This window comes from Streptomyces sp. NBC_01166, assembly GCF_045039765.1.
Classification (GTDB): domain Bacteria; phylum Actinomycetota; class Actinomycetes; order Streptomycetales; family Streptomycetaceae; genus Streptomyces.
The window spans coordinates 5,241,515-5,263,851 of record NZ_CP108613.1 but is presented as its reverse complement, the minus strand read 5'-3'; the positions used below and the strand labels follow the sequence as shown (position 1 = coordinate 5,263,851).

Here is a 22,337-nt window from a genome sequence, read left to right as displayed (position 1 = left end):
CCCTCATCCACGGCCACCGGCGTCGCCACCGGGCGGATTGCCGCGGAGCCTGCGGCGGTCGTGGGGGGACCTGGGCGGGGAGTCGGCCAGCCGGATCACGTCACCGTCACGCCCGGCGACCACCGGCCGCCGGGAGTGCGCGGCCTTCGCCTGGTACTGGGCGGCGTCCGCCAGCCGGAAGAGCCGGCGCGCGAACGGGACCGGACCGATGTCGTCACCGGTGGACGCGACCCCGCAGGCGACCCCGTCCCCGAGCTCCAGGGAGACGGCCCGCGCACAGAGCTCCTCGGAGACCCGGACCACGTCGTCCGCCGGAGGGCCCACGACCAGCAGGCAGAACTCGTCCCCGCCCAGACGTGCGGCGAGGGCGCCGGGGAGCATCGCGCCACAGAGTGAGAGCACTGAGCCGAAACGTTCCAGCAGACGGTCGCCGACCGCGTGACCATGCGTGTCGTTGACCGCCTTGAGGCCGTTCAGATCGCACACGACCAGGCTGACCACGGCCCCCTCGGTGCGGTGCAGGTCCACCGCCTCGTCCAGGCGGAGATCGACGGCCCTGCGGTTGGCGAGGCCGGTCAGCGGGTCCGTGAAGGCCAGCTGGCGGACCTCCTCCAGGCGCTCGGTCTGCGCGATGCCCGCTGCGACGACGGCGGCCAGGACGGTCGCGAAGTCCGCGTCGTCCCGGTCGAAGACCGGAGCCCCCGCCGGACGGGCCACGTACAGCTCCCCCCAGGCCCGCCCGTGCAGCACGATCGGCGCCACCACACAGCAGCCCCGTCCGCGCCGGCGCAGCGCGGCGACCCGCTGGTGGCAGTAAGGGCGGGCGCCCCTGGCCGGCGCCCCGGCGGCGGGGCCGCCGTCTGCGGTCTCCACCCAGGCGTCGGGCTCGCCGCCGCCCGCCCAGCGCTCATGCAGGAACTCGGTGATCTCCGGGAACTGGTGCACGGGGTAGGCCTCGGCCTCGGGGAACTCCTCTTCCCCCTCGGCGCGCTCCCCGGCGTTGACCAGCACGCGCAGCCTGCCCTGCTCCCGCTCCCATACGGAGAGGGCGGCGAAGCTGCCGGCCAGCGCCTCGCACGCCCCCACCGCCGCGGCGCGCCAGGACTCGCGCGGGGTGTAGGCCGCCGCCATCGTCTGTGCCAGCGCAACCACGGCGCGCAGCCGCGCATCATCGCCCATCGCCCCAGCTTAGGGAGGTTTGTGATGATTTGATCAGTTGGCGGCGCTGATGATCTTCAGATCGCTGCCCGGAACACCCCGGACCACGCGCGGATCATTCGCCGGGCCAGCTGGGCTTCCGCTTCTCGTTGAACGCGGCGACACCTTCGGCCCGGTCGCCGGAGAAGGCCACGGACCGCCAGGCAGCGTCCTCCACCTCGAGGCCGGCCCGCAGGTCCAGCCCCTGCCCCAGCCGCAGGGCCCGCTTGGCCGCCCGGAGCCCCACCGGGGAGTTCGCCGCGATCCGGCCGCCGAGCGCCAGCGCCTCCTCCCGGTCCCGGCCGGCCTCGACCAGCTCGTCGACCAGGCCCAGCTCGCGCGCCTCGGCGGCCTCCACCCGCCGGGCGGAGAAGACCAGCTCGGCGGCGCGCGCCGCGCCGACCCGCCTGGGCAGCAGCTGCGTGCCGCCGCCGCCGGGGATGACGCCGACGGACACCTCGGGCAGGCCGACCACGGCCGTGCGGTCGGCCACGATCACGTCGCAGGCCAGCGCCAGCTCGAAGCCGCCACCGAGGGCGAAGCCGTGCACGGCGGCGACGACCGGCATCGGGAGCTCCAGCACACCGGTGTAGGCGGCCCTCGCCGTGGGCCGCTGCCGCACGAGCTCGGCATCGGTGAAGGAGTTCCGCTCCTTGAGGTCCGCGCCCACGCAGAAGGCCCGGTCGTGGCTGGACGTGAGCACGGTCGCCCGCACCCCCTGATCGGCGCCGAGCGCGGCACAGGCCTCGGCGATGGACCGGGCCATCGCGGTGCTCACGGCGTTCATGGCCTTGGGCCGGTCGAGCACCAGCTCCGCGACGTGGTCCTGGCCCTCGTGCCGCCGTACGACGACGAACTCCCCGAACCTCTGCTCCGACGTGACACCCATGACTGCACCCCTCCGGTTAACGAGCGTTACCGGGATCCTAGGCGGGGCCCCTCCGCGTCAGGTCGACGCCTTGCCCCGCCGGGCCAGCAGCCACGGCTCCACCACGCCCAGCCCGCGGACCGGCCGCTGCCACATCGGCTGCAGCCCGAAGCGGTACGCGGGCGCCGGCGGCTCCTCGTCGGGGCGGCGGCCCTCCTTCTCCGCCAGCCGGGCCCGCTCGGCCGCCGCGGCGGCCTCCTCGGCCTCGGAGGCGGGGGCGTCGCCGTTCCTGATCAGCTCCGCGGCGAAGGCGCCGTCGACCAGCACCGCGTCCTTCGGCGCTATCGACGTGAGCCGGCTGGCCAGGTTGACCGTCGTACCGAACACGTCGCCCATGCGCGTGGTGACCGTGCCGAACGCGATGCCGACCCGCAGCGAGGGCATCGTGGGGTCCTGGGCCATCGCCTCGACCAGCCGGAGCGCTATCTCGCCGGCCGTGCCCGCGTCGTCCGCAGCGAAGAGGACCTCGTCGCCCAGGGTCTTGATGAGCCGTCCGCCGTGAGCGGCGACCAGGTCGGCCGAGGTGGTCTCGAAGGCCTCGACCAGCTCGCCGAGCTCCTCCTCCTCCAGCCGCCGGGTCAGCCGGGTGAAGCCGACGAGGTCGGCGAAGCCCACGGCGAGCCGCCGGTCGACCATCTCCTCGTCGTCCCCGGTCTGCACGACCCGTCCCGTGGCGGCGGCGAGCTGGCGCCGCCACACGTAGACCAGGAACTCCTGCAGCTCGGGCAGGAGCAGCTCGATCAGCGGATACGTGACCTCGGTGCGGGTCATTCCGGGCTCGGGGGGCTCGGTCAGCCCCGCCAGGAACGAGTCGATCTGCCACTCGGCGAGCCGGGCGGTGGTCTGCCCGGTCGACCGGGCGACCTGGATCGCCATCGGCTCACTGAGCAGCCCGGCCTCCACGAGACCGGCGAGGCGGCGCAGCGCCAGGACGTCGGCCTCGGTCAGCGCCTTGGCCTGCCCGATGTCGGCGAAGCCCATCGCCCGCCAGAACCGGGACGCCAGGTCCATGGAGACCCCGGCCGTCCTGGCCGCCTGGAACGGCGTGTAGCGGCGGTCGGCCCCCAGGATCAGGGCCTCCAGCCGGATGGCGAGCGGGTCGTCCGTCGGTTCTGCCGTGTGGTCGACCTCGTGATGCGGTGTCGAGTGGACGGACGGTCCCGACGAGGGCTCCGCGCCGTCGTCGGAGTTCGTGTCGTCGACGGTCACCGGCCGCCTCCTGCCCGTTCCCTGCGCACTGCCCTGCCGATCTGTCGCTGGATCGCCTCAACGATACGGCAGGTGTGCCCTGGCTCACGTCCGCGGTGGCGCGGACCCGGCTCCGTCATACGTGACATCACCCGTATGTGCGGGCGCGGGATCAGGTGAGACCGCCCTCCTCCCCGCGCAGGTGGACGATGTCGCCGGCCGACACGGGTTCCTGGAGACCGTCACCCGTGGCCAGCACGAGCCGTCCGTCGCCGTCGATCGCGACGGCCTCGCCGACGAGGGACCGGTCGCCGGGCAGCTCGGCCCGCACGGTCCGGTCGAGCGTGGCGCAGCCCGCCGCGTAGGCCGCCTGCAGCCCGCTCTCGGCGGCGTCGCCGTTCGCGTCGCGCCAGCGGCCGTACCACTGTTCCAGTGAACGCAGGACGGCCCGGAGCAGGGTCTCGCGGTCGGTGGAGACGGCTCCGGCGAGCGCCAGCGAACCGGCGTGCGGGGCCGGCAGCTCGGCGGCGCGCAGCGACACGTTGAGGCCGATACCGATGACGACACCGTCCCCGGCGCGCTCGGCGAGGATGCCGCCGGTCTTGCGCTCCGTGTCCCCGATCGTCACCAGGAGGTCGTTGGGCCATTTCAGCGCCATGTCCACGCCCGCCGACTGCGCGAGGCCCGTGGCGGCCGCGACGCCGGTCAGCAACGGCAGCCATCCCCACCGCTCGGCGGGTACGCCGCCGGGGGTCAGGTAGACGGAGAGGAAGAGGCCCGAGCGGGGCGGGGCCGTCCAGCTCCGGTCGAGACGCCCGCGGCCGGCGGTCTGCTCCTCCGCGACCAGCACCGCGCCTTCGGCCAGACCGCCCCCGGCGGCCCGTGCCGCCAGGTCGGTGTTGGTGGAGCCGGTCGCCTCGACGATGTCGAGCGAGCTCCACAGGCCGTCGGGCTTCAGCAGCCCCCGGCGGAGCGCCGCGGCGTTCAGGGGCGGCCTGTCGAGGTCCGACCAGCGGTTGTGCGGCGCATCGGGAGGAGTCATGCAACCCACATTAGGTGTGGCCAACGACGCACTGCTGAACCGTATCCGCGCCGATACGCTACGGGTCAGTAGCCAGCCGACGAGCAGGTAGCCGTCGAGCACGCACGGTCCAGCACATTTACTGGATGTACCAGCCGTCCCCGTGACAAGGCAGGGAGCCGCCACCCGATGTCCGAGCCGCAGAGCGACATCCACACCACCGCGGGCAAGATCGCGGACCTGCAGCGCCGTATCGAAGAGGCCACACACGCAGGTTCCGCCCGTGCGGTCGAAAAGCAGCACGCGAAGGGCAAGTTGACCGCCCGGGAGCGCGTCGATCTCCTGCTCGACGAAGGTTCCTTCGTGGAGCTCGACGAGTTCGCACGGCACCGGTCCACCAATTTCGGCATCGAGAAGAACCGCCCCTACGGGGACGGCGTCGTCACCGGCTACGGCACGGTCGACGGCCGCCCCGTCTGCGTGTACTCGCAGGACTTCACGATTTTCGGCGGATCGCTCGGCGAGGTCTACGGCGAGAAGATCGTCAAGGTCATGGACTTCGCGATGAAGACCGGCTGCCCGGTGATCGGCATCAACGACGGCGGCGGCGCCCGCATCCAGGAGGGCGTGGCCGCCCTCGGACTCTTCGCCGAGATCTTCCGCCGCAACGTCCACGCCTCGGGTGTCGTGCCGCAGATCTCCCTGATCGTCGGGCCGTGCGCGGGCGGCGCGGTCTACTCCCCCGCGATCACCGACTTCACGGTCATGGTCGACCAGACCTCGCACATGTTCATCACGGGTCCGGACGTCATCAAGACGGTCACCGGTGAGGACGTCGGCTTCGAGGAGCTGGGCGGCGCCCGCACGCACAACACCACGTCCGGCGTGGCCCACCACATGGCGGGCGACGAGAAGGACGCCATCGAGTACGTCAAGTCCCTGCTGTCCTACCTCCCGTCGAACAACCTCTCCGAGGCCCCGGCCTTCCCGGAGGAGGCCGACCTGGAGACCACGGACGAGGACCGCGAGCTCGACAGCCTCATCCCGGACTCGGCGAACCAGCCGTACGACATGCACACCGCCATCGAGCACGTGCTCGACGACGGCGAGTTCCTGGAGACGCAGGCCCTGTTCGCGCCGAACATCCTCACCGGTTTCGGGCGCGTCGAGGGCTACCCGGTCGGCATCGTCGCCAACCAGCCGATGCAGTTCGCCGGCTGCCTGGACATCAACGCGAGCGAGAAGGCCGCACGCTTCGTCCGTACGTGCGACGCGTTCAACGTGCCGGTCCTGACCTTCGTGGACGTCCCGGGCTTCCTGCCGGGTGTCGACCAGGAGTACGGCGGGATCATCCGGCGCGGCGCCAAGCTGATCTACGCGTACGCGGAGGCGACCGTCCCGCTGATCACGGTGATCACGCGCAAGGCGTTCGGCGGGGCGTACGACGTGATGGGGTCCAAGCACCTGGGCGCCGACCTGAATCTGGCCTGGCCGACCGCGCAGATCGCGGTGATGGGCGCGCAGGGCGCGGTGAACATCCTGCACCGGCGCACCATCGCCGCAGCCGAGGACCAGGAAGCCACCCGTGCCGAGCTGATGGCCGACTACGAGGACGCGCTCCTCAACCCGTACGTCGCGGCCGAGCGCGGCTACGTCGACGCGGTGATCATGCCGTCCGACACCCGGGCGCACCTCGTGAAGGGCCTGCGCCAGCTCCGTACGAAGCGCGAGAGCCTGCCGCCCAAGAAGCACGGCAACATCCCCCTCTAACCACCGGGAGCCACCATGATCAAGGTCGTACGGGGCAATCCGACCCCGGAGGAGCTCGCCGCCGCCCTCGCCGTGGTGCGGGCGCGCGCGGCGGCGGTGACCGACGTGCCGTCCGGCGCCCCGCTGCCGCCCGAGCAGTGGTCGGACCCGGGGCGAATCGCGCGCCGGGGCGCGCTCCGGCCGGGGCCCCGGTCCTGGGCGCGGACGTACTGGCCCTCCTGAGAGCGGGCCGAGCGGCGCTTGAGTACGCGTACTCAGGCGCCGCAGCCGTCTCCGGAGCACCATCGGATCCATGCTGTGGTCCGACCCCGAGAACAAGCCGCCGAAGGAACTGCGCGACGCCCAGGACATGATGCGCCGTGCGGGGCTTCTGCTCGCGCTGGCCATGGTCGTGGCGATGTTCGTCCTGGGCACCCGGTGAGGCGACGGGGGCCGCTGCGGCCCCGCCTACGATGGCGGGTATGACTGACCAGCGCCGCCTCGTGCTCGCCTCCGCGTCCCCCGCCCGTCTCGGCCTCCTGCGACAGGCGGGATTCGCCCCCGAGGTGATCGTCAGCGGTGTGGACGAGGACGCGCTGACCGCTCCGTCCCCGGGCGAGCTGGCGCTCGTGCTGGCCGAGGCGAAGGCCGCCGCGGTGGCGGCCCGTCCGGAGGCCTCGGGCGCGCTCGTCATCGGCTGCGACTCGGTGCTGGAGCTGGACGGCGAGGCGCTCGGCAAGCCCGCCGACAGCGAGGAGGCCACCGCCCGCTGGAAGTCCATGCGCGGGCGTTCGGGCATCCTGCAGACGGGGCACTGCGTCGTCGACACGGCCACCGGCCGCACGGTGTCGGAGACCGCGTCCACCGTCGTCAGGTTCGGCGAGCCGACGGACGCCGAGGTGGCGGCCTACGTCGCCTCCGGTGAGCCTCTCCATGTCGCCGGGGCGTTCACCCTGGACGGCCGCTCGGCTCCGTTCGTCGAGGCGATCGAGGGCAGCCACGGCAACGTCATCGGACTCTCGCTGCCGCTGCTGCGCCGACTGCTGGGCGAACTGGGCGTCTCCGTCACCGACTTGTGGGTCTGAGCACAGCCGGCGTCACACCGGCTCCGGAGCGGCTCCGGTGGGCTTCACCGCTTCCGGATCACGCCGGTCGAACGCCACCAGCGTCAGCACGATCAGCCCCAGGACGACCATCAGGAACACGAAGGCCGCCCAGCCGATCAGCCCCACGGCGAGTGCGCCCAGCACCCCGTGGACGACCGCGCAGGCGATCAGGGTGATCCTGCCGACGCGGCCCGGAGCCCGGTCGCGTATCCCGGCCAGGAGCGGTATCAGCCCGCAGAGCACCAGCAGGACCCCGGAGACCCCGCCCATCACCCATGTGCCGGTGACCATGGCGTCGGGATCCATCCCGGCCAGCGACATGCTCTGGTTGCCGGCGACCGTCGCGAGGACGCCGTTGACGATCACGATGCCCACGGCTTCCACGAACAGAACGATCGCGGTCACGAAGGCCACTGGTCTGCGGACCACGGCGCCACCCCCTGTTACCTGCAGTATGTGCGGTAGCGCGGACCCTACTAACGGGTAACGCCACGGACAAGAGGTCGCGCTCGCCTCGCGCGCCCGCGGCGCCTCCCCGGGCCGACAGCAAAGATTCCCTCGTCCGTTCGTAGGGAGTCCACAAAGAAACGCCGCGCGGCGTGAACCGTACGAACAGAGACTTGGGCCACACTTCGTGGCTACTGTGCGGTTGAGGATCCCGGCGTACCGTGGTGCGACAAGGGATTTCGCGACTCGAGCAAGCCTCGAATCACACTCCGTGTGGGCAAGTTCACTATTGGGGACGGGTCGTACGGCCGTGTTGGTAGTCCCTAAACTCAGCTTGTTCTCAAGGAGGGAGTCATCGTGCGCAAGGTGCTTATCGCCAACCGTGGCGAAATCGCTGTCCGTGTTGCTCGGGCTTGCCGGGATGCCGGAATCGGGAGCGTAGCCGTCTACGCCGATCCGGACCGGGATGCTCTGCATGTGCGCGCGGCCGACGAGGCATTCGCCCTGGGCGGTGACACTCCGGCCGCCAGCTATCTGGACATGGCCAAGGTGCTCCAGGCGGCGAAGGATTCGGGAGCGGACGCGATCCACCCCGGTTACGGCTTCCTGTCGGAGAACGCGGAGTTCGCGCAGGCGGTGCTGGACGCGGGTCTGACGTGGATCGGACCGCCGCCGCAGGCGATCCGGGACCTCGGCGACAAGGTCGCGGCCCGCCACATCGCACAGCGCGCCGGCGCCCCGCTCGTGGCCGGCACACCCGACCCGGTGTCCGGCTCGGCCGAGGTCGTGGAGTTCGCGGAGAAGAACGGCCTGCCGATCGCGATCAAGGCCGCCTTCGGCGGCGGCGGGCGCGGGCTGAAGGTGGCCCGCACCCTGGAGGAGATCCCCGAGCTGTACGACTCGGCGGTCCGTGAGGCCGTCGCGGCGTTCGGCCGCGGGGAGTGCTTCGTGGAGCGCTACCTCGACAAGCCCCGGCACGTGGAGACGCAGTGCCTGGCCGACACCCACGGCAACGTCGTGGTCGTGTCCACCCGTGACTGCTCGCTGCAGCGCCGCCACCAGAAGCTGGTCGAGGAGGCCCCGGCCCCGTTCCTGTCCGAGGCCCAGAACGAGCAGCTGTACGCGGCGTCGAAGGCCATCCTGAAGGAAGCCGGCTACGTCGGCGCCGGCACCGTGGAGTTCCTCGTCGGTGCGGACGGCACGATCTCCTTCCTGGAGGTCAACACCCGCCTCCAGGTCGAGCACCCGGTCACCGAGGAGGTCACCGGCCTCGACCTCGTGCGCGAGATGTTCCGCATCGCCGACGGCGAGGAGCTCGGCTACGGCGACCCCGCGGTGCGCGGGCACTCCTTCGAGTTCCGGATCAACGGTGAGGACCCGGGCCGCGGCTTCCTGCCCGCCCCCGGCACCGTCACCCTCTTCGCCCCGCCCACCGGCCCCGGTGTCCGCCTGGACGCGGGTGTCGAGTCGGGCAGCGTCATCGGCCCGGCGTGGGACTCGCTGCTGGCCAAGCTGATCGTGACCGGCGCGTCCCGCGAGCAGGCACTGCAGCGCGCCGCGCGTGCGCTGGCCGAGTTCCAGGTGGAGGGCATGGCCACCGCCATCCCCTTCCACCGTGCGGTCGTCGCCGACCCGGCGTTCACCTCGGACCCCTTCTCGATCCACACCCGGTGGATCGAGACGGAGTTCGTCAACGACATCAAGCCCTTCGCGGTCCCCGCCGACACGGAGGCCGACGAGGAGTCCGGCCGCGAGACCGTCGTCGTCGAGGTCGGCGGCAAGCGCCTGGAAGTCTCCCTGCCGTCCTCGCTCGGCATGAGCCTGGCCCGTACCGGCCTCGCCGCCGGGGCCAAGCCCAAGCGCCGCGCCGCGAAGAAGTCCGGCTCCGCGGCCTCCGGCGACACCCTCGCGTCCCCGATGCAGGGCACGATCGTCAAGATCGCCGTCGAGGAGGGCCAGGAGGTCAAGGAAGGCGACCTCATCGTCGTCCTCGAAGCCATGAAGATGGAGCAGCCCCTCAACGCGCACCGCTCCGGCACGGTGAAGGGTCTGGCGGCGGAGGTCGGCACCTCGGTGTCGTCCGGCGCCGCGATCTGCGAGATCAAGGACTGAGCACCCGCTCTTCCGACACTGGGGGCCCGGCGACCGCCGGGCCCCCAGTGGCATCCTTGTGACGCGGAGCGGACACCAGGGAGGACAGGGTGAGGGCGATGGGCACGGCACCGACACCGGCACGGCCGATGCGCGCCGACGCGCGCCGCAACTACGACCGGCTGCTGAGCGAGGCCCGGGTGTCCTTCGCCGCCCACGGCACGGACGCCTCGCTGGAGGACATCGCCCGGCGGGCGGGCGTCGGCATCGGCACGCTCTACCGGCACTTCCCGAACCGCCAGGCCCTGATGAACGCGGTGTTCCAGGAGGCCCTGACCGCGCTGCTCGACCGCTCCCGCGAACTGGCACGGTCCGACCGGCCCTGCGCCGCGCTGGTGGAGTGGCTGGGCGCGATCGTCACCCACGCGGGTGAGTACCACGGGCTGGCACAGGCACTCATGTCGGCCTCGGGCGACAGGACTTCGGCCCTGACGTCCTGCCATGTGCCGCTGCGTCAGGCCGGGGACCGGCTGCTGACGCGAGCCAAGTCGAGCGGCTCGGTGCGGGCGGACGTGTCGATCGACGACCTTCTCCAGCTGACGAACGCGATCGCGCTGGCCGCGGAACAGACCCCGTCCGACCCCGCCCTGGCCGACCGGCTGCTGCGACTGACGCTCCGCGGCCTGAAGGCCGACCCGACCGACCCCGCCCCGTCGGATCCGCAGGGCGGCTGACCGGGCCTCCGCCCTTCACTGCCTCACCGGCGCCGCATGTCCGCGACCCGGCCCACCGGCCCCTCCGCCAGCGCCGCGGCGCTCCGCAGTTGCGGGCCGAGCCCTCCCGGACCTCCATGTCCGCCCTGCGTACGCCGCTGGCCCGGCAGCGGCATGTCCTGCCGTGGCTGCCGACCCGGTGGCAGGGGATCGCCGCCCCCGGACTCCGCGTCGGGCCCCGCCACCGTGATCTCCACGCCCTGGTCGGCGAGGGCCTGGAGCTCCGTGGCCGCACGCTCGTCGTGCACCGGTGGCTCGTCCGTCACCAGACGGGTGATCAGCTCCGTGGGAACCGTCTGGAACATGGTGTCGGAGCCGAGCTTCGTGTGGTCCGCGAGGACCACCACCTCGGCTGCGGCCTGCACCAGTGCCCGGTCCACGCTCGCCGAGAGCATGTTGGACGTGGAGAGCCCGCGCTCCGCGGTCAGCCCGCTGCCGGAGAGGAAGGCACGGCTCACCCGCAGCCCCTGGAGGGACTGCTCGGCACCGCTGCCCACGAGCGCGTAGTTGCTCCCGCGCAGGGTGCCGCCCGTCATCACCACTTCCACCCGGTTGGCATGGGCCAACGCCTGGGCGACCAGCAGCGAGTTGGTGACCACGGTGAGGCCGGGCACCCGGGCGAGCCGGCGGGCCAGCTCCTGCGTGGTCGTTCCGGCGCCGACCACGATGGCCTCGCCCTCACCGACCAGCCCGGCCGCCAGGTCGGCGATGGCCGTTTTCTCCGCGGTGGAGAGATGGGATTTCTGCGGAAAGCCGGACTCCCGCGTAAAACCGCCCGGCAAGACCGCACCGCCGTGCCGGCGGTCGAGGAGTCCTTCTGCCTCCAGTGCCCGCACGTCCCGCCGTACGGTCACTTCGGAGGTCTGGACGACGCGGGCGAGCTCACGGAGCGATACCGCTCCGTTGGCGCGCACCATTTCGAGGATCAATTGACGACGTTCTGCAGCGAACACGAAACTGACAGTAACCTGGCCGTAGGTTGCTTTTCAGCAGTTTGCGCCGAATAAGAGAAGTTGTACATAGGCGGGGCCCCCTGGTGGTATAGGGGGCCCCGCCGTCGGTACGAGCAGTGCGGGCTACGCCTCGCCCTCGGTCTTACGGGTGTGCAACTGCCGGGCCACTTCCGCGATCGAGCCGGAGAGCGACGGGTACACCGTGAACGCGTTGGCGATCTGCTCCACCGTCAGGTTGTTGTCCACGGCGAGCGCGATCGGGTGGATGAGCTCGCTGGCCCTCGGCGCGACGACGCAGCCGCCGACCACGATGCCGGTGCCGGGCCGGCAGAAGATCTTGACGAAACCGTCCCTGATGCCCTGCATCTTGGCGCGCGGGTTGCGCAGGAGCGGCAGCTTCACGACACGGGCGTCGATCTTGCCGGAGTCGACGTCCGACTGGCTGTAACCCACGGTGGCGATCTCGGGGTCGGTGAAGACGTTCGCGGAGACCGTCTTCAGATTCAGCGGCGCCACCGCGTCCCCGAGGAAGTGGTACATCGCGATCCGGCCCTGCATCGCGGCGACCGAGGCCAGCGCGAAGACCCCGGTGACGTCGCCCGCGGCGTACACCCCGGGCGCGCTGGTGCGGGAGACCCGGTCGGTCCTGATGTGCCCGGACTCCTTGAGCTGGACCCCGGACTCCTCCAGGCCCATGCCCGCGGTGTTGGGGATCGCGCCGACCGCCATCAGGCAGTGCGTGCCGGTGATGACGCGGCCGTCGGCCAGCGTGACCTCGACCCGGTCGCCGACGCGCTTGGCGGACTGGGCGCGGGAGCGGGCCATGACGTTCATGCCGCGGCGCCGGAAGACGTCCTCCAGGACGGCGGCGGCGTCCGGGTCCTCGCCGGGGAGCACCCGGTCGCGGGAGGAGACGAGCGTGACGCGCGAGCCGAGCGCCTGGTAGGCGCCGGCGAACTCGGCGCCGGTGACACCCGAGCCGACCACGATGAGCTCCTCGGGGAGCTCGTCGAGGTCGTAGACCTGGGTCCAGTTCAGGATGCGCTCGCCGTCGGGCTGGGCGTCCGGGATCTCCCGGGGGTGGCCGCCGGTCGCGATCAGCACCGCGTCGGCGGTGAGCCGCTCCTCGGTGCCGTCGGCGGCGGTCACCACGACCTGCCGGGACCCGTCGGCGGCCTGGAGGCCCTCCAGCCGGCCGCGGCCGCGCATGACCCTGGCGCCCGCGCGGGTGACGGAGGCGGTGATGTCGTGGGACTGGGCGAGCGCGAGGCGCTTCACACGCCGGTTGACCTTGCCGAGGTCCACGCCGACGACCCGGGCGGCCTGCTCGATGTGCGGGGTGTCGTCGGCGACGATGATGCCGAGTTCCTCGTAGGAGGAGTCGAAGGTGGTCATCACCTCGGCCGTCGCGATCAGGGTCTTGGAGGGCACGCAGTCGGTGAGGACCGACGCGCCGCCGAGGCCGTCGCAGTCGACGACGGTCACCTCCGCGCCGAGCTGGGCGCCGACCAGTGCCGCCTCGTAGCCGCCGGGGCCGCCGCCGATGATCACGATCCGGGTCACGAAAAGTCCGCCTCGCGTGGTGTCATCCCACGGCCGTCTGCCGCCCCGGCCGGGGGTCCGGGGGATCGCCCCGGCGTATGCAGTACGTAATTCATTGTCCCGCACGCGCCAAGCTGCTTCGCCCCGGGGCCCTCCATACGGGAACGGGCCTGGCCGGGCCACGGCCTCCGGCTCCGGCGGACCGCCCACGACCGGGCCCTTTCCTCGCCGGAACCGGCATGCTTCCCGCCGCCTCCCGTACCCTCGACCCCATGTCGCTCTACGCCGCGTACGCCGGCAACCTCGACGCGCGGCTGATGACGCGCCGCGCACCGCACTCCCCGCTGCGCGGCACGGGCTGGCTCAACGGCTGGCGGCTGACGTTCGGCGGGGAGCAGATGGGCTGGGAGGGCGCGCTGGCCACGGTGGTGGAGGCACCCCGTTCGCAGGTGTTCGTCGCGCTGTACGACCTGGCTCCGATGGACGAGGACTCCATGGACCGCTGGGAGGGTGTCGGCCTCGACATCTACCGGCGCATGCGGGTGCGCGTGCACACGCTGGACGGCGAGGAACCGGCCTGGATGTACGTCCTCAACGGCTACGAGGGCGGGCTGCCCTCCGCGCGCTATCTGGGCGAGGTGGCGGACGCCGCCGAGTCCGCGGGCGCGCCCCACGACTATGTGATGAACCTGCGCAAACGACCCTGCTGAGCCGGGTCCTCCGGGCGCGTCCTGTACGAAAATACGAATGTGACCGGCCAGACTCTCCGCCGTCACATCTACGCGCGTAGGGAATCAGCGGTTACCCTCATCCGCGTGAACGCATCTGTTATTCCGGACCACATCCAGGGCGACCCCCGCGCCGCCGCTGCCGACGCCGCCGCCCGCCTGCGCGAGCTGACCGGCGCCGATACCCACGACGTCGCTCTCGTGATGGGCTCCGGGTGGGCCCCCGCCGGCGATGCGCTCGGCATCCCGGAGGCCGAGTTCCCGGTCACCGCGCTGCCCGGATTCCCGGCCCCGGCCGTGGAGGGCCACGGCGGCACCGTCCGCTCGTACCGGATCGGGGAGAAGCGCGCCCTGGTCTTCCTGGGCCGTACGCACTACTACGAGGGCCGGGGAGTCGCGGCGGTCGCGCACGGCGTCCGTACGGCGGTCTCCGCGGGCTGCGGGACCGTCATCCTCACGAACGGGTGCGGCGGCCTGCGCGAGGGCATGCGCCCCGGCCAGCCGGTCCTCATCAGCGACCACATCAACCTCACGGCGGCGTCGCCGATCATCGGCGCCAACTTCGTCGACCTGACGGACCTGTACTCGCCGCGGCTGCGCGCGCTGTGCAAGGAGATCGACGAGTCGCTCGAAGAGGGCGTGTACGTGCAGTTCCCCGGCCCGCACTACGAGACCCCGGCCGAGATCGGCATGGTGCGGGCCATGGGCGGAGACCTGGTCGGCATGTCCACCGTCCTGGAGGCCATCGCCGCGCGCGAGGCGGGCGCGGAGGTGCTGGGCATCTCCCTGGTCACGAACCTCGCGGCGGGCCTCAGCGGCGAACCCCTCAACCACGAGGAGGTCCTCCAGGCCGGCCGCGACTCGGCGACCCGGATGGGCGCACTGCTGGCCCGGGTACTGGACCGGATCTGACCGGCAGCAGCTGAACCCGGCCCCGCCGGCGTTTGAGGCGCGGGGGCCCGGGGGCAGAGCCCCCGGCAGCCCCGCGCCGCGGCCCCACTCCCGCACCCCCACCCGCAGAAAGGCGGACACCGTGCAGCAGGACCTCATCACGCAGGCCAGGACCTGGCTCGCCGAGGACCCGGACCCCGAGACCCGCGCGGAACTCGCCGGGCTGATCGACGCCGGGGACCTGGCCGCACTGGCGGACCGCTTCGCGGGCACGCTCCAGTTCGGCACGGCCGGCCTGCGCGGCGAGATCGGCGCCGGCCCGATGCGCATGAACCGCTCGGTCGTCATCCGCGCCGCCGCCGGCCTCGCGGCGTACCTGAAGGCACAGGGGCAGTCCGGCGGACTCGTCGTCGTCGGCTACGACGCCCGCTACAAGTCGGCCGACTTCGCCCGCGACACCGCGGCGGTGATGACCGGCGCCGGCCTGCGCGCCGCCGTGCTCCCCCGCCCGCTGCCCACGCCCGTCCTCGCGTACGCCATACGGCACCTGGGGGCCGTCGCGGGCGTGGAGGTCACGGCCAGCCACAACCCGCCGCGCGACAACGGCTACAAGGTCTACCTCGGCGACGGTTCGCAGATCGTGCCCCCGGCCGATGCGGAGATCGCCTCCGCGATCGCGGCGGTCGGCCCGCTCGACGGCGTACCGCGCCCGGAGTCGGGCTGGGAGATCCTCGGCGACGAGGTCCTGGCCGCATATCTCGCGCGTACGGACGCCGTCCTCAGCCCGGGGTCGCCCCGTACCGCCCGGACCGTCTACACCGCGATGCACGGTGTCGGCGCCTCCGTCCTGACGGCCGCCTTCGCCCGGGCCGGCTTCCCCGAGCCCGTACTCGTGGCCGAGCAGGCGGAGCCGGACCCGGCGTTCCCCACCGTCGCCTTCCCCAACCCGGAAGAGCCCGGCGCCATGGATCTCGCCTTCGCGACCGCGCGCCGGGCACAGCCTGACATCGTCATCGCCAACGACCCGGACGCCGACCGCTGCGCCGTCGCCGTGCCCGACCCGTCGGCCGGGGGCGGCTGGCGGATGCTGCGCGGCGACGAGGTGGGCGCGCTGCTGGCCGCCCATCTGGTGGACCGCGGGGTCACCGGAGTCTTCGCCGAGTCGATCGTGTCCTCGTCCCTGCTGGGCCGGATCGCCGAGAAGGCGGGCCTGGGCCACGAGGAGACGCTGACGGGCTTCAAGTGGATCGCCCGCGTCGAGGGCCTGCGCTACGGGTACGAGGAGGCGCTCGGCTACTGCGTGGACCCCGAGGGTGTCCGCGACAAGGACGGCATCACCGCCGCGCTGCTGATCGCCGAACTCGCCTCCGGGCTCAAGGAGAAGGGCCGCACCCTCCTCGACCTCCTCGACGACCTGGCACTCGCACACGGCCTGCACGCGACGGACCAGCTGTCCGTCCGGGTCGAGGACCTGACCGTCATCGCGGACGCCATGCGACGCCTGCGCGAGACTCCCCCGGCCGCTCTGGCGGGCCTCCCCGTCACCTCGGCCGAGGACCTCTCGCAGGGCACGGAGACCCTGCCGCCGACCGACGGCCTGCGCTACCACCTGACGGGGGCCAGGGTCATCGTCCGCCCGAGCGGCACCGAGCCGAAGCTCAAGTGCTACCTGGAGGTCGTGGTCCCGGTCGGCGGCCCGGACGAGCTGCCGGCGGCCGGGGAGAAGGCGGCGGAGCTGCTCGCCGCCATCAAGCGGGACCTGGCGGCTGCGGCCGGCATCTGACATCCGCGACCGTCGGGCGACTCCGGCTGCCGAGCTCGGCCTCACTCCGGGCCGGCTCGTGCAGCGGCTCGCCGCACTCGACTCACCGAAACCCGGCTCGCCGAACGGCTCGAGGCCTTCGGAAGCTGCGCGAGAAGGCAGGCCCGCCTTCCAGGAAACCGGGGCTGGGATATCTGGATGCACCTGCGGGTAATTTGCATATCGAAACCCCACGGAACCCGCCGATGTCCACGCCACCGAGGCACCACCCGGCGACGCGTACGGCGGGAGCCAGTCGGTCCAACTGCGCCCGGCGGACCGCGATGGCAGTCGCATCCAGGTCTCCGCCTGCGTTGCCAGCCTCGGCGACGACGAGTGCCAGACAAGCACCTGGATCAACAACGACAGCTGATCTGTCGACAGCTGTACCTGCTCGATATGGTCTGCCCCCGGCGGGGGCAGACCATATCGAGCATCGGCTCGCCCGGCCCCTCCACGGGGAACGCGTGGACCCGGCCCTGGTCAGCCGATGGCGAGCAGCACCACGAGCAGCAGGGCGCCGACGGCGGCCGGGGCGATCACCTCGTAGGCCCAGCGGACCGAAGCGGTGGTCGTGCCCTGTTCCTTGCGGGCGGCGGCGCGCTCGGCGAGCTCCCGCAGGTCGCTCACCGTCTGGTCGGCGGCTGCCGCGCGGGCCTGCGTGTCGCGGACGTCGGCGTGCACGGAGGTCCGGCCGTACGGATCGTCGTGCGCCTGCTGGGTGGCCTTCCTGGCCGCCCGCTTGCGCTCGCGCAGCGAGACGGGGACCGCCCACAGCTGGTACTTGTCGCCGCCGTGGGTGAAGACCTCGCTCGAGTACGCCGCGCGCACGGTGGAGACCTCCGTCCACGGCAGCACGATCGTGCGGAACGGGTTGCGGATCCGGATCCGTTCCTCGTCGGCGAACACGGCCGGGCGCAGCGTGAAGGCGACGATCAGCGGGATCACCGTCAGCAGCGCGGCCAGCGACAGCCACGGCACCCATCCCTTGCCCTGGACCACCGCGTCGCCGCCGATCCAGCCGACCAGCAGGATCAGCAGCACGCCGCTGACCAGCCCGGCGCCCGACCGGAAGGTCCGGTCGGCGTGGGCGGGCTCTGCGGGGGGTGTGGGGCTCGTCATGGTCCCGATTCTGCCTGACGGCCCGGCGGGGTGTGGAGAGGCCTCGTACGGTCCGTGGAAGGCGCGGAAGCGGGGAGCCCCCTGTACAGGTCGCTACGCGCGTAGATATGCTCATGTGGTGACCATGCCCACCACTGCTCCGGCATTCTCCGACGCGACGGCGTCCGACAGTGCGCTGCGCCGCTTCCTGCACGGGCTGCCCGGCGTCGACACCGTCGGCCTCGAAGCGCGCGCCTCCGCCCTCGGCACCCGTTCGATCAAGACGACCGCCAAGGCGTACGCGATCGATCTCGCCATCTCGATGATCGACCTGACGACGCTGGAAGGCGCGGACACCCCGGGCAAGGTCCGGGCTCTCGCCGCCAAGGCCGTCAACCCCGACCCGACCGACCGCACGACCCCGCGCACCGCGGCCGTCTGCGTCTACCCCGACATGGCGGCGACCGCCGTCGCCGCGCTGGCCGGCTCCGGCGTGAAGGTCGCGTCCGTCGCGACGGCCTTCCCCGCCGGCCGCGCCGCGCTGGACGTCAAGCTCGCGGACGTCCGCGACGCCGTGGCGGCCGGGGCCGACGAGATCGACATGGTGATCGACCGCGGCGCCTTCCTCTCGGGCCGCTACCTCAAGGTCTACGAGGAGATCGTCGCCGTGAAGGCCGAGTGCGGCTCCGCACGGCTGAAGGTGATCTTCGAGACCGGCGAGCTGTCCACGTACGACAACATCCGGCGGGCCTCCTGGCTCGGGATGCTGGCCGGCGCGGACTTCATCAAGACGTCGACCGGCAAGGTCGGGACGAACGCCACCCCGGCGAACACGCTCCTGATGCTGGAGGCCGTGCGCGACTTCCGCGAGCAGACGGGCATCCAGATCGGTGTGAAGCCCGCGGGCGGCATCCGCACCTCCAAGGACGCGATCAAGTTCCTCGTCCTGGTGAACGAGACCGCGGGCGAGGACTGGCTGGACAACCACTGGTTCCGGTTCGGCGCCTCCAGCCTGTTGAACGACCTGCTGATGCAGCGCCAGAAGCTCAGCACCGGCCGTTACTCCGGCCCCGATTACGTGACGGTGGACTGATACGCCATGGCATCCGCATTCGATTACGCACCGGCTCCGGAGTCCCGCTCCGTCGTCGACATCGCCCCCTCGTACGGCCTGTTCATCGACGGCGAATTCGCCGAGGCGGCCGACGGCAAGGTCTTCAAGACGGTCAGCCCGTCCACCGAGGAGGTGCTCTCCGAGGTCGCGCGAGCAGGCGCCGAGGACGTGGACCGCGCCGTGAAGGCGGCCCGCAGGGCGTTCGAGAAGTGGTCGGCGCTGCCCGGCTCCGAGCGCGCCAAGTACCTCTTCCGGATCGCCCGGATCATCCAGGAGCGCTCCCGCGAGCTCGCCGTCCTGGAGACCCTGGACAACGGCAAGCCGATCAAGGAGACCCGCGACGCGGACCTCCCTCTGGTCGCCGCGCACTTCTTCTACTACGCGGGCTGGGCCGACAAGCTGGACCACGCGGGGTACGGCGCGAATCCGCGCCCGCTGGGCGTGGCCGGCCAGATCATCCCGTGGAACTTCCCGCTCCTCATGCTGGCCTGGAAGATCGCCCCGGCGCTCGCCACAGGCAACACGGTGGTGCTGAAGCCGGCGGAGACGACCCCGCTCTCCGCGCTGTTCTTCGCCGACATCTGCCGCCAGGCGGGCCTCCCCAAGGGTGTCGTCAACATCCTGACCGGTTACGGCGACGCGGGCTCCGCCCTCGTCGAGCACCCGGACGTGAACAAGGTCGCCTTCACCGGGTCGACCGCCGTCGGCAAGGCGATCGCCCGGCAGATCGCGGGCACGGACAAGAAGGCCACGCTCGAGCTGGGCGGCAAGGGTGCCAACATCGTCTTCGACGACGCCCCGGTCGACCAGGCCGTCGAGGGCATCGTCACCGGCATCTTCTTCAACCAGGGCCAGGTCTGCTGCGCGGGCTCCCGACTCCTCGTACAGGAGTCCGTGCACGACGAGGTGCTGCACGCCCTCAAGCGCCGGCTGTCCACGCTCAGGCTCGGCGATCCGCTGGACAAGAACACCGACATCGGCGCGATCAACTCCGCGGAGCAGCTCGCCCGGATCAGCGCGCTCGTCGAGACCGGCGAGGCGGAGGGCGCCGAGCGGTGGTCCGCTCCGTGCGAACTGCCGTCGTCCGGCTACTGGTTCGCGCCGACCCTCTTCACGGGCGTCACCCAGGCGCACACCGTCGCCCGCGACGAGATCTTCGGCCCGGTGCTGTCGGTGCTGACCTTCCGCACGCCGGACGAGGCCGTCGCGAAGGCCAACAACAGCCAGTACGGCCTCTCGGCGGGCATCTGGACGGAGAAGGGCTCCCGCATCCTCGCGGTGGCGAACAAGCTCCGGGCCGGCGTCGTCTGGGCCAACACGTTCAACAAGTTCGACCCGACCTCGCCGTTCGGCGGATACAAGGAGTCGGGCTTCGGCCGCGAGGGCGGCCGCCACGGTCTGGAGGCCTACCTCGATGTCTGACGGGCGACTGAGTGTCTTCAAGACCTACAAGCTGTACGTCGGGGGCAAGTTCCCCCGCTCCGAGAGCGGCCGGGTGTACGAGGTGACGGACTCGAAGGGCAAGTGGCTGGCGAACGCCCCGCAGTCCTCCCGCAAGGACGCGCGTGACGCGGTCGTGGCCGCGCGCAAGGCGTTCGGCGGCTGGTCGGGCGCGACCGCCTACAACCGCGGGCAGATCCTCTACCGCGTCGCGGAGATGCTGGAGGGCCGCCGGGAGCAGTTCGTGCGGGAGGTGGCGGACGCCGAGGGGCTGTCGAAGTCCAAGGCGGCTGCCGTCGTCGACGCGGCGGTCGACCGCTGGGTCTGGTACGCGGGCTGGACGGACAAGATCGGCCAGGTCGTGGGCGGGGCGAACCCGGTCGCGGGACCGTTCTTCAACCTGTCCACCCCGGAACCGACGGGTGTCGTCGCGGTCCTGGCTCCCCAGGAGTCGTCGTTCCTCGGTCTGGTGTCGGTCGTCGCCCCGGTGATCGCCACGGGCAACACGGCGGTCGTGATCGCCTCGGCCGAGGCTCCGCTGCCCGCGCTCTCGCTGGGCGAGGTCCTGGCGACCTCCGACCTGCCCGGCGGTGTGGTGAACATCCTGTCGGGGAGGACGGCGGAGCTCGCGGCACCACTGGCGTCCCACCAGGACGTCAACGCCATCGACCTCACCGGGGCCGACGCCGCCCTGGCGAAGGAACTGGAGATCGCGGCGGCGGACAACCTGAAGCGGGTGTCGCGTCCACAGGCTGTGGACGGTGACGACTGGTCGGCCGACCCCGGCACGCACCGCCTGACGGCCTTCCTGGAGACCAAGACGGTCTGGCACCCGACCGGCGCCCTGGGGGCCTCAGGCTCCTCGTACTGACCTCTGCGCATGCGTGTGGGGCCACCTCCGGGCGGCCCCACACGCATGCGTACGTCGGATCAGCCGGTGATCAGACCGGTCACCTCTCCGATCAGGGGCAGATCACCGAGCGCGGCGCCGCTGGTCAGCGGGTCCGTGACCACCGCCGTGGTCACGGGCTTGAAGTCGGCGATCTGGGTCCCCACCGCGTTGTCCAGCGGGTCCACGCCCGTCCCGGCCAGCGGGTCGAGCTGCAGGTCGGTGACGGGCTTGACGGCCCCGGCGAGCCCGTAACCGAGCGCGCTGGTCAGCGCGGGCGCCGCCGCGTCGCTGACCGCCCCCAGAGTGCTGTCCGCCGTGTCCGCACCCGTCGCGGGCGGGGCGGGCAGCGGTGCGGCCTGGGCTGCCGCACCTCCGGCGCCGAGCGCCGCGCCCAGCGCGGTGAGGGTCAGACCGGCGCGCAGCAGCGCGCGTTTCCGGGGCTTGGACAGTGCATGACGTGCCATGTTTTCCCACCTGATCGGGACGTGTCGGGTAATCATCCGTGCGCGCAGAGTAGTTGAGGTGTGATGCTCGATACCAACAGGACCTCCCGGGGATCCCCTACGCGGGTCAATGCCTCACACTTCTGTTCTGTGAGTTCCCAACCGATCCCCACGCGCGTCGTACTGCTCGCCGGTCCGTCCGGCTCCGGCAAGTCGTCCCTCGCGGCCCGCAGCGGTCTCCCGGTGCTACGCCTGGACGACTTCTACAAGGAGGCCAACGATCCGACACTGCCGCGAGTCACCGGCAGCGCGGACATCGACTGGGACTCGGCCCTCTCCTGGGACGCGGACGGCGCGGTAGCGGCCATAGCGGAGCTGTGCCGCACGGGACGCACGTCCGTTCCCCTGTACGACATCGCCACGAGCTCACGGACGGGCCGCGAGACCCTCGACATCGAACGCACGCCTCTCTTCGTCGCGGAGGGCATCTTCGCGGCGGACATCGTGCGGCGCTGCCAGGAGCTGGGCCTGCTCGCGGACGCGTTGTGCCTGCGCGGCCGGCCGTCGACGACGTTCCGCCGACGGCTGGTGCGGGATCTGCGGGAGGGCCGCAAATCGGTGCCGTTCCTGCTGCGGCGTGGATGGCGCCTGATGCGGGCCGAGCGGGGCATCGTGGCCCGCCAGAAGGCCCTGGGCGCGTATCCCTGCGCCAAGCAGGAGGCCCTGGGCCGTCTGGCCGCAGCCGCGGCGGGACGCTGCCGCACCCCGCGCACCCGCGTGCCGAACTAGGGCCTCTCGTTTGGATCTTGCTGGGCTCGCCAGCCTGATCCAGACGAAAGACCCTAGGCCGCAGGACACGCGGCGGGGGCGGACAGGACCCCCCGGCCTGTCCGCCCCCGCTGCGCGCCACCCCCGTGCCGCCGCCTCCCCCG

At 71.9% G+C, this 22,337-nt stretch carries 22 protein-coding genes; 13 read left to right on the top strand and 9 right to left on the bottom strand.

Annotation, left to right across the window (positions count from 1 at the left end; genetic code table 11):
* Positions 1–3 precede the first annotated feature (3 nt).
* The 4 genes from OG379_RS24380 to OG379_RS24365 all read right to left on the bottom strand — a co-directional run bounded on the left by OG379_RS24380 (position 4) and on the right by OG379_RS24365 (position 4,355).
* The gene (locus OG379_RS24380; protein WP_393764715.1) at positions 4–1,179 is read right to left on the bottom strand and encodes a diguanylate cyclase domain-containing protein; all 1,176 of its coding nucleotides are present in this window, start codon (positions 1,177–1,179) and stop codon (positions 4–6) included.
* Between the two features lie 94 nt (positions 1,180–1,273).
* Positions 1,274–2,086, bottom strand: coding sequence for an enoyl-CoA hydratase-related protein (locus OG379_RS24375; RefSeq protein ID WP_322983928.1), 813 nt, complete (start codon positions 2,084–2,086; stop codon positions 1,274–1,276).
* A 57-nt stretch (positions 2,087–2,143) separates the two neighbouring features.
* On the bottom strand, positions 2,144–3,334 hold the full coding sequence (locus OG379_RS24370) for an adenylate/guanylate cyclase domain-containing protein (protein ID WP_393764712.1): 1,191 nt from the start codon (positions 3,332–3,334) through the stop codon (positions 2,144–2,146).
* A 151-nt stretch (positions 3,335–3,485) separates the two neighbouring features.
* Positions 3,486–4,355 carry a biotin--[acetyl-CoA-carboxylase] ligase gene (locus tag OG379_RS24365; protein WP_405665152.1) on the bottom strand — a complete coding sequence of 290 codons (870 nt, stop codon included), beginning with the start codon at positions 4,353–4,355 and terminating at the stop codon, positions 3,486–3,488.
* 168 nt (positions 4,356–4,523) lie between these two features.
* Between OG379_RS24365 and OG379_RS24360 the strand changes: the two genes are divergently transcribed.
* From OG379_RS24360 to OG379_RS24345, 4 genes are all read left to right on the top strand, one after another.
* Positions 4,524–6,104: an acyl-CoA carboxylase subunit beta gene (locus tag OG379_RS24360; protein ID WP_405665151.1), complete on the top strand. Its 1,581-nt coding sequence runs from the start codon at positions 4,524–4,526 to the stop codon at positions 6,102–6,104.
* A gap of 15 nt (positions 6,105–6,119) precedes the next feature.
* Positions 6,120–6,326: an acyl-CoA carboxylase epsilon subunit gene (locus OG379_RS24355; RefSeq protein WP_356712939.1), complete on the top strand. Its 207-nt coding sequence runs from the start codon at positions 6,120–6,122 to the stop codon at positions 6,324–6,326.
* A 70-nt stretch (positions 6,327–6,396) separates the two neighbouring features.
* Entirely contained in the window at positions 6,397–6,525 is a 129-nt protein-coding gene (gene mmpB / locus OG379_RS24350; protein WP_099174806.1) for a morphogenic membrane protein MmpB, read from the top strand.
* A gap of 31 nt (positions 6,526–6,556) precedes the next feature.
* Positions 6,557–7,168, top strand: coding sequence for a nucleoside triphosphate pyrophosphatase (locus OG379_RS24345; RefSeq protein WP_393764705.1), 612 nt, complete (start codon positions 6,557–6,559; stop codon positions 7,166–7,168).
* Positions 7,169–7,180: 12 nt separating this feature from the next.
* Here OG379_RS24345 and OG379_RS24340 read toward each other — a convergent pair whose 3' ends face one another.
* A complete protein-coding gene (locus OG379_RS24340) occupies positions 7,181–7,618 on the bottom strand; it encodes a hypothetical protein (protein WP_405665150.1) in 438 nt (145 codons plus the stop codon).
* 375 nt (positions 7,619–7,993) lie between these two features.
* Between OG379_RS24340 and OG379_RS24335 the strand changes: the two genes are divergently transcribed.
* A complete protein-coding gene (locus OG379_RS24335; RefSeq protein WP_405665149.1) occupies positions 7,994–9,748 on the top strand; it encodes an acetyl/propionyl/methylcrotonyl-CoA carboxylase subunit alpha in 1,755 nt (584 codons plus the stop codon).
* A gap of 98 nt (positions 9,749–9,846) precedes the next feature.
* Positions 9,847–10,461, top strand: a complete 615-nt coding sequence (locus OG379_RS24330; protein ID WP_405665148.1) for a TetR/AcrR family transcriptional regulator — start codon at positions 9,847–9,849, stop codon at positions 10,459–10,461.
* A gap of 23 nt (positions 10,462–10,484) precedes the next feature.
* On the opposite strand, the gene OG379_RS24325 is transcribed toward OG379_RS24330, so the two are convergent.
* On the bottom strand, positions 10,485–11,453 hold the full coding sequence (locus OG379_RS24325; protein ID WP_405665147.1) for a DeoR/GlpR family DNA-binding transcription regulator: 969 nt from the start codon (positions 11,451–11,453) through the stop codon (positions 10,485–10,487).
* Between the two features lie 123 nt (positions 11,454–11,576).
* Positions 11,577–13,016: an NAD(P)H-quinone dehydrogenase gene (locus OG379_RS24320; protein WP_405665146.1), complete on the bottom strand. Its 1,440-nt coding sequence runs from the start codon at positions 13,014–13,016 to the stop codon at positions 11,577–11,579.
* Positions 13,017–13,267: 251 nt separating this feature from the next.
* On the opposite strand from OG379_RS24320, the gene OG379_RS24315 reads away from it, so the two are divergent.
* The 3 genes from OG379_RS24315 to OG379_RS24305 all read left to right on the top strand — a co-directional run bounded on the left by OG379_RS24315 (position 13,268) and on the right by OG379_RS24305 (position 16,397).
* On the top strand, positions 13,268–13,705 hold the full coding sequence (locus OG379_RS24315) for a gamma-glutamylcyclotransferase (RefSeq protein WP_033297850.1): 438 nt from the start codon (positions 13,268–13,270) through the stop codon (positions 13,703–13,705).
* 105 nt (positions 13,706–13,810) lie between these two features.
* Positions 13,811–14,635 (top strand): purine-nucleoside phosphorylase, encoded by an 825-nt coding sequence (locus OG379_RS24310; RefSeq protein ID WP_362940621.1) that lies wholly within the window; start codon positions 13,811–13,813, stop codon positions 14,633–14,635.
* Positions 14,636–14,756: 121 nt separating this feature from the next.
* The gene (locus OG379_RS24305; protein WP_405665145.1) at positions 14,757–16,397 is read left to right on the top strand and encodes a phospho-sugar mutase; all 1,641 of its coding nucleotides are present in this window, start codon (positions 14,757–14,759) and stop codon (positions 16,395–16,397) included.
* A gap of 501 nt (positions 16,398–16,898) precedes the next feature.
* Here OG379_RS24305 and OG379_RS24300 read toward each other — a convergent pair.
* Complete coding sequence (locus tag OG379_RS24300) at positions 16,899–17,537, bottom strand: PH domain-containing protein (protein WP_405665144.1); 639 nt, start codon at positions 17,535–17,537, stop codon at positions 16,899–16,901.
* A 124-nt stretch (positions 17,538–17,661) separates the two neighbouring features.
* Between OG379_RS24300 and deoC the strand changes: the two genes are divergently transcribed.
* From deoC to OG379_RS24285, 3 genes are read left to right on the top strand one after another with little or no spacing between them, the layout of a single operon-like run.
* Positions 17,662–18,609 carry a deoxyribose-phosphate aldolase gene (gene deoC, locus OG379_RS24295; RefSeq protein WP_405668625.1) on the top strand — a complete coding sequence of 316 codons (948 nt, stop codon included), beginning with the start codon at positions 17,662–17,664 and terminating at the stop codon, positions 18,607–18,609.
* A 6-nt stretch (positions 18,610–18,615) separates the two neighbouring features.
* Positions 18,616–20,052 carry an aldehyde dehydrogenase family protein gene (locus OG379_RS24290; RefSeq protein ID WP_393764688.1) on the top strand — a complete coding sequence of 479 codons (1,437 nt, stop codon included), beginning with the start codon at positions 18,616–18,618 and terminating at the stop codon, positions 20,050–20,052.
* Positions 20,045–20,941, top strand: a complete 897-nt coding sequence (locus tag OG379_RS24285) for an aldehyde dehydrogenase family protein (protein WP_405665143.1) — start codon at positions 20,045–20,047, stop codon at positions 20,939–20,941. Before OG379_RS24290 ends, OG379_RS24285 begins: the two co-directional genes overlap by 8 nt.
* Positions 20,942–21,000: 59 nt before the next feature.
* On the opposite strand, the gene OG379_RS24280 is transcribed toward OG379_RS24285, so the two are convergent.
* Positions 21,001–21,426 (bottom strand): hypothetical protein, encoded by a 426-nt coding sequence (locus OG379_RS24280; protein ID WP_393764684.1) that lies wholly within the window; start codon positions 21,424–21,426, stop codon positions 21,001–21,003.
* 63 nt (positions 21,427–21,489) lie between these two features.
* Between OG379_RS24280 and OG379_RS24275 the strand changes: the two genes are divergently transcribed.
* On the top strand, positions 21,490–22,194 hold the full coding sequence (locus OG379_RS24275) for a uridine kinase (protein WP_405665142.1): 705 nt from the start codon (positions 21,490–21,492) through the stop codon (positions 22,192–22,194).
* Positions 22,195–22,337: the final 143 nt, after the last annotated feature.

Coding starts and splice junctions, on each gene's coding strand:
- OG379_RS24355 (WP_356712939.1), top strand. CDS start 6,120: ATGATCAAGGTCGTACGGGGCAATCCGACCCCGGAGGAGCTCGCCGCC.
- OG379_RS24375 (WP_322983928.1), bottom strand. CDS start 2,086: ATGGGTGTCACGTCGGAGCAGAGGTTCGGGGAGTTCGTCGTCGTACGG.
- OG379_RS24275 (WP_405665142.1), top strand. CDS start 21,490: ATGCTCGATACCAACAGGACCTCCCGGGGATCCCCTACGCGGGTCAAT.
- OG379_RS24360 (WP_405665151.1), top strand. CDS start 4,524: ATGTCCGAGCCGCAGAGCGACATCCACACCACCGCGGGCAAGATCGCG.
- OG379_RS24290 (WP_393764688.1), top strand. CDS start 18,616: ATGGCATCCGCATTCGATTACGCACCGGCTCCGGAGTCCCGCTCCGTC.
- OG379_RS24365 (WP_405665152.1), bottom strand. CDS start 4,355: ATGACTCCTCCCGATGCGCCGCACAACCGCTGGTCGGACCTCGACAGG.
- mmpB (WP_099174806.1), top strand. CDS start 6,397: ATGCTGTGGTCCGACCCCGAGAACAAGCCGCCGAAGGAACTGCGCGAC.
- OG379_RS24315 (WP_033297850.1), top strand. CDS start 13,268: ATGTCGCTCTACGCCGCGTACGCCGGCAACCTCGACGCGCGGCTGATG.
- OG379_RS24300 (WP_405665144.1), bottom strand. CDS start 17,537: ATGACGAGCCCCACACCCCCCGCAGAGCCCGCCCACGCCGACCGGACC.
- OG379_RS24380 (WP_393764715.1), bottom strand. CDS start 1,179: ATGGGCGATGATGCGCGGCTGCGCGCCGTGGTTGCGCTGGCACAGACG.
- OG379_RS24345 (WP_393764705.1), top strand. CDS start 6,557: ATGGCGGGTATGACTGACCAGCGCCGCCTCGTGCTCGCCTCCGCGTCC.
- OG379_RS24330 (WP_405665148.1), top strand. CDS start 9,847: ATGGGCACGGCACCGACACCGGCACGGCCGATGCGCGCCGACGCGCGC.
- OG379_RS24280 (WP_393764684.1), bottom strand. CDS start 21,426: ATGGCACGTCATGCACTGTCCAAGCCCCGGAAACGCGCGCTGCTGCGC.
- OG379_RS24285 (WP_405665143.1), top strand. CDS start 20,045: ATGTCTGACGGGCGACTGAGTGTCTTCAAGACCTACAAGCTGTACGTC.
- deoC (WP_405668625.1), top strand. CDS start 17,662: ATGCCCACCACTGCTCCGGCATTCTCCGACGCGACGGCGTCCGACAGT.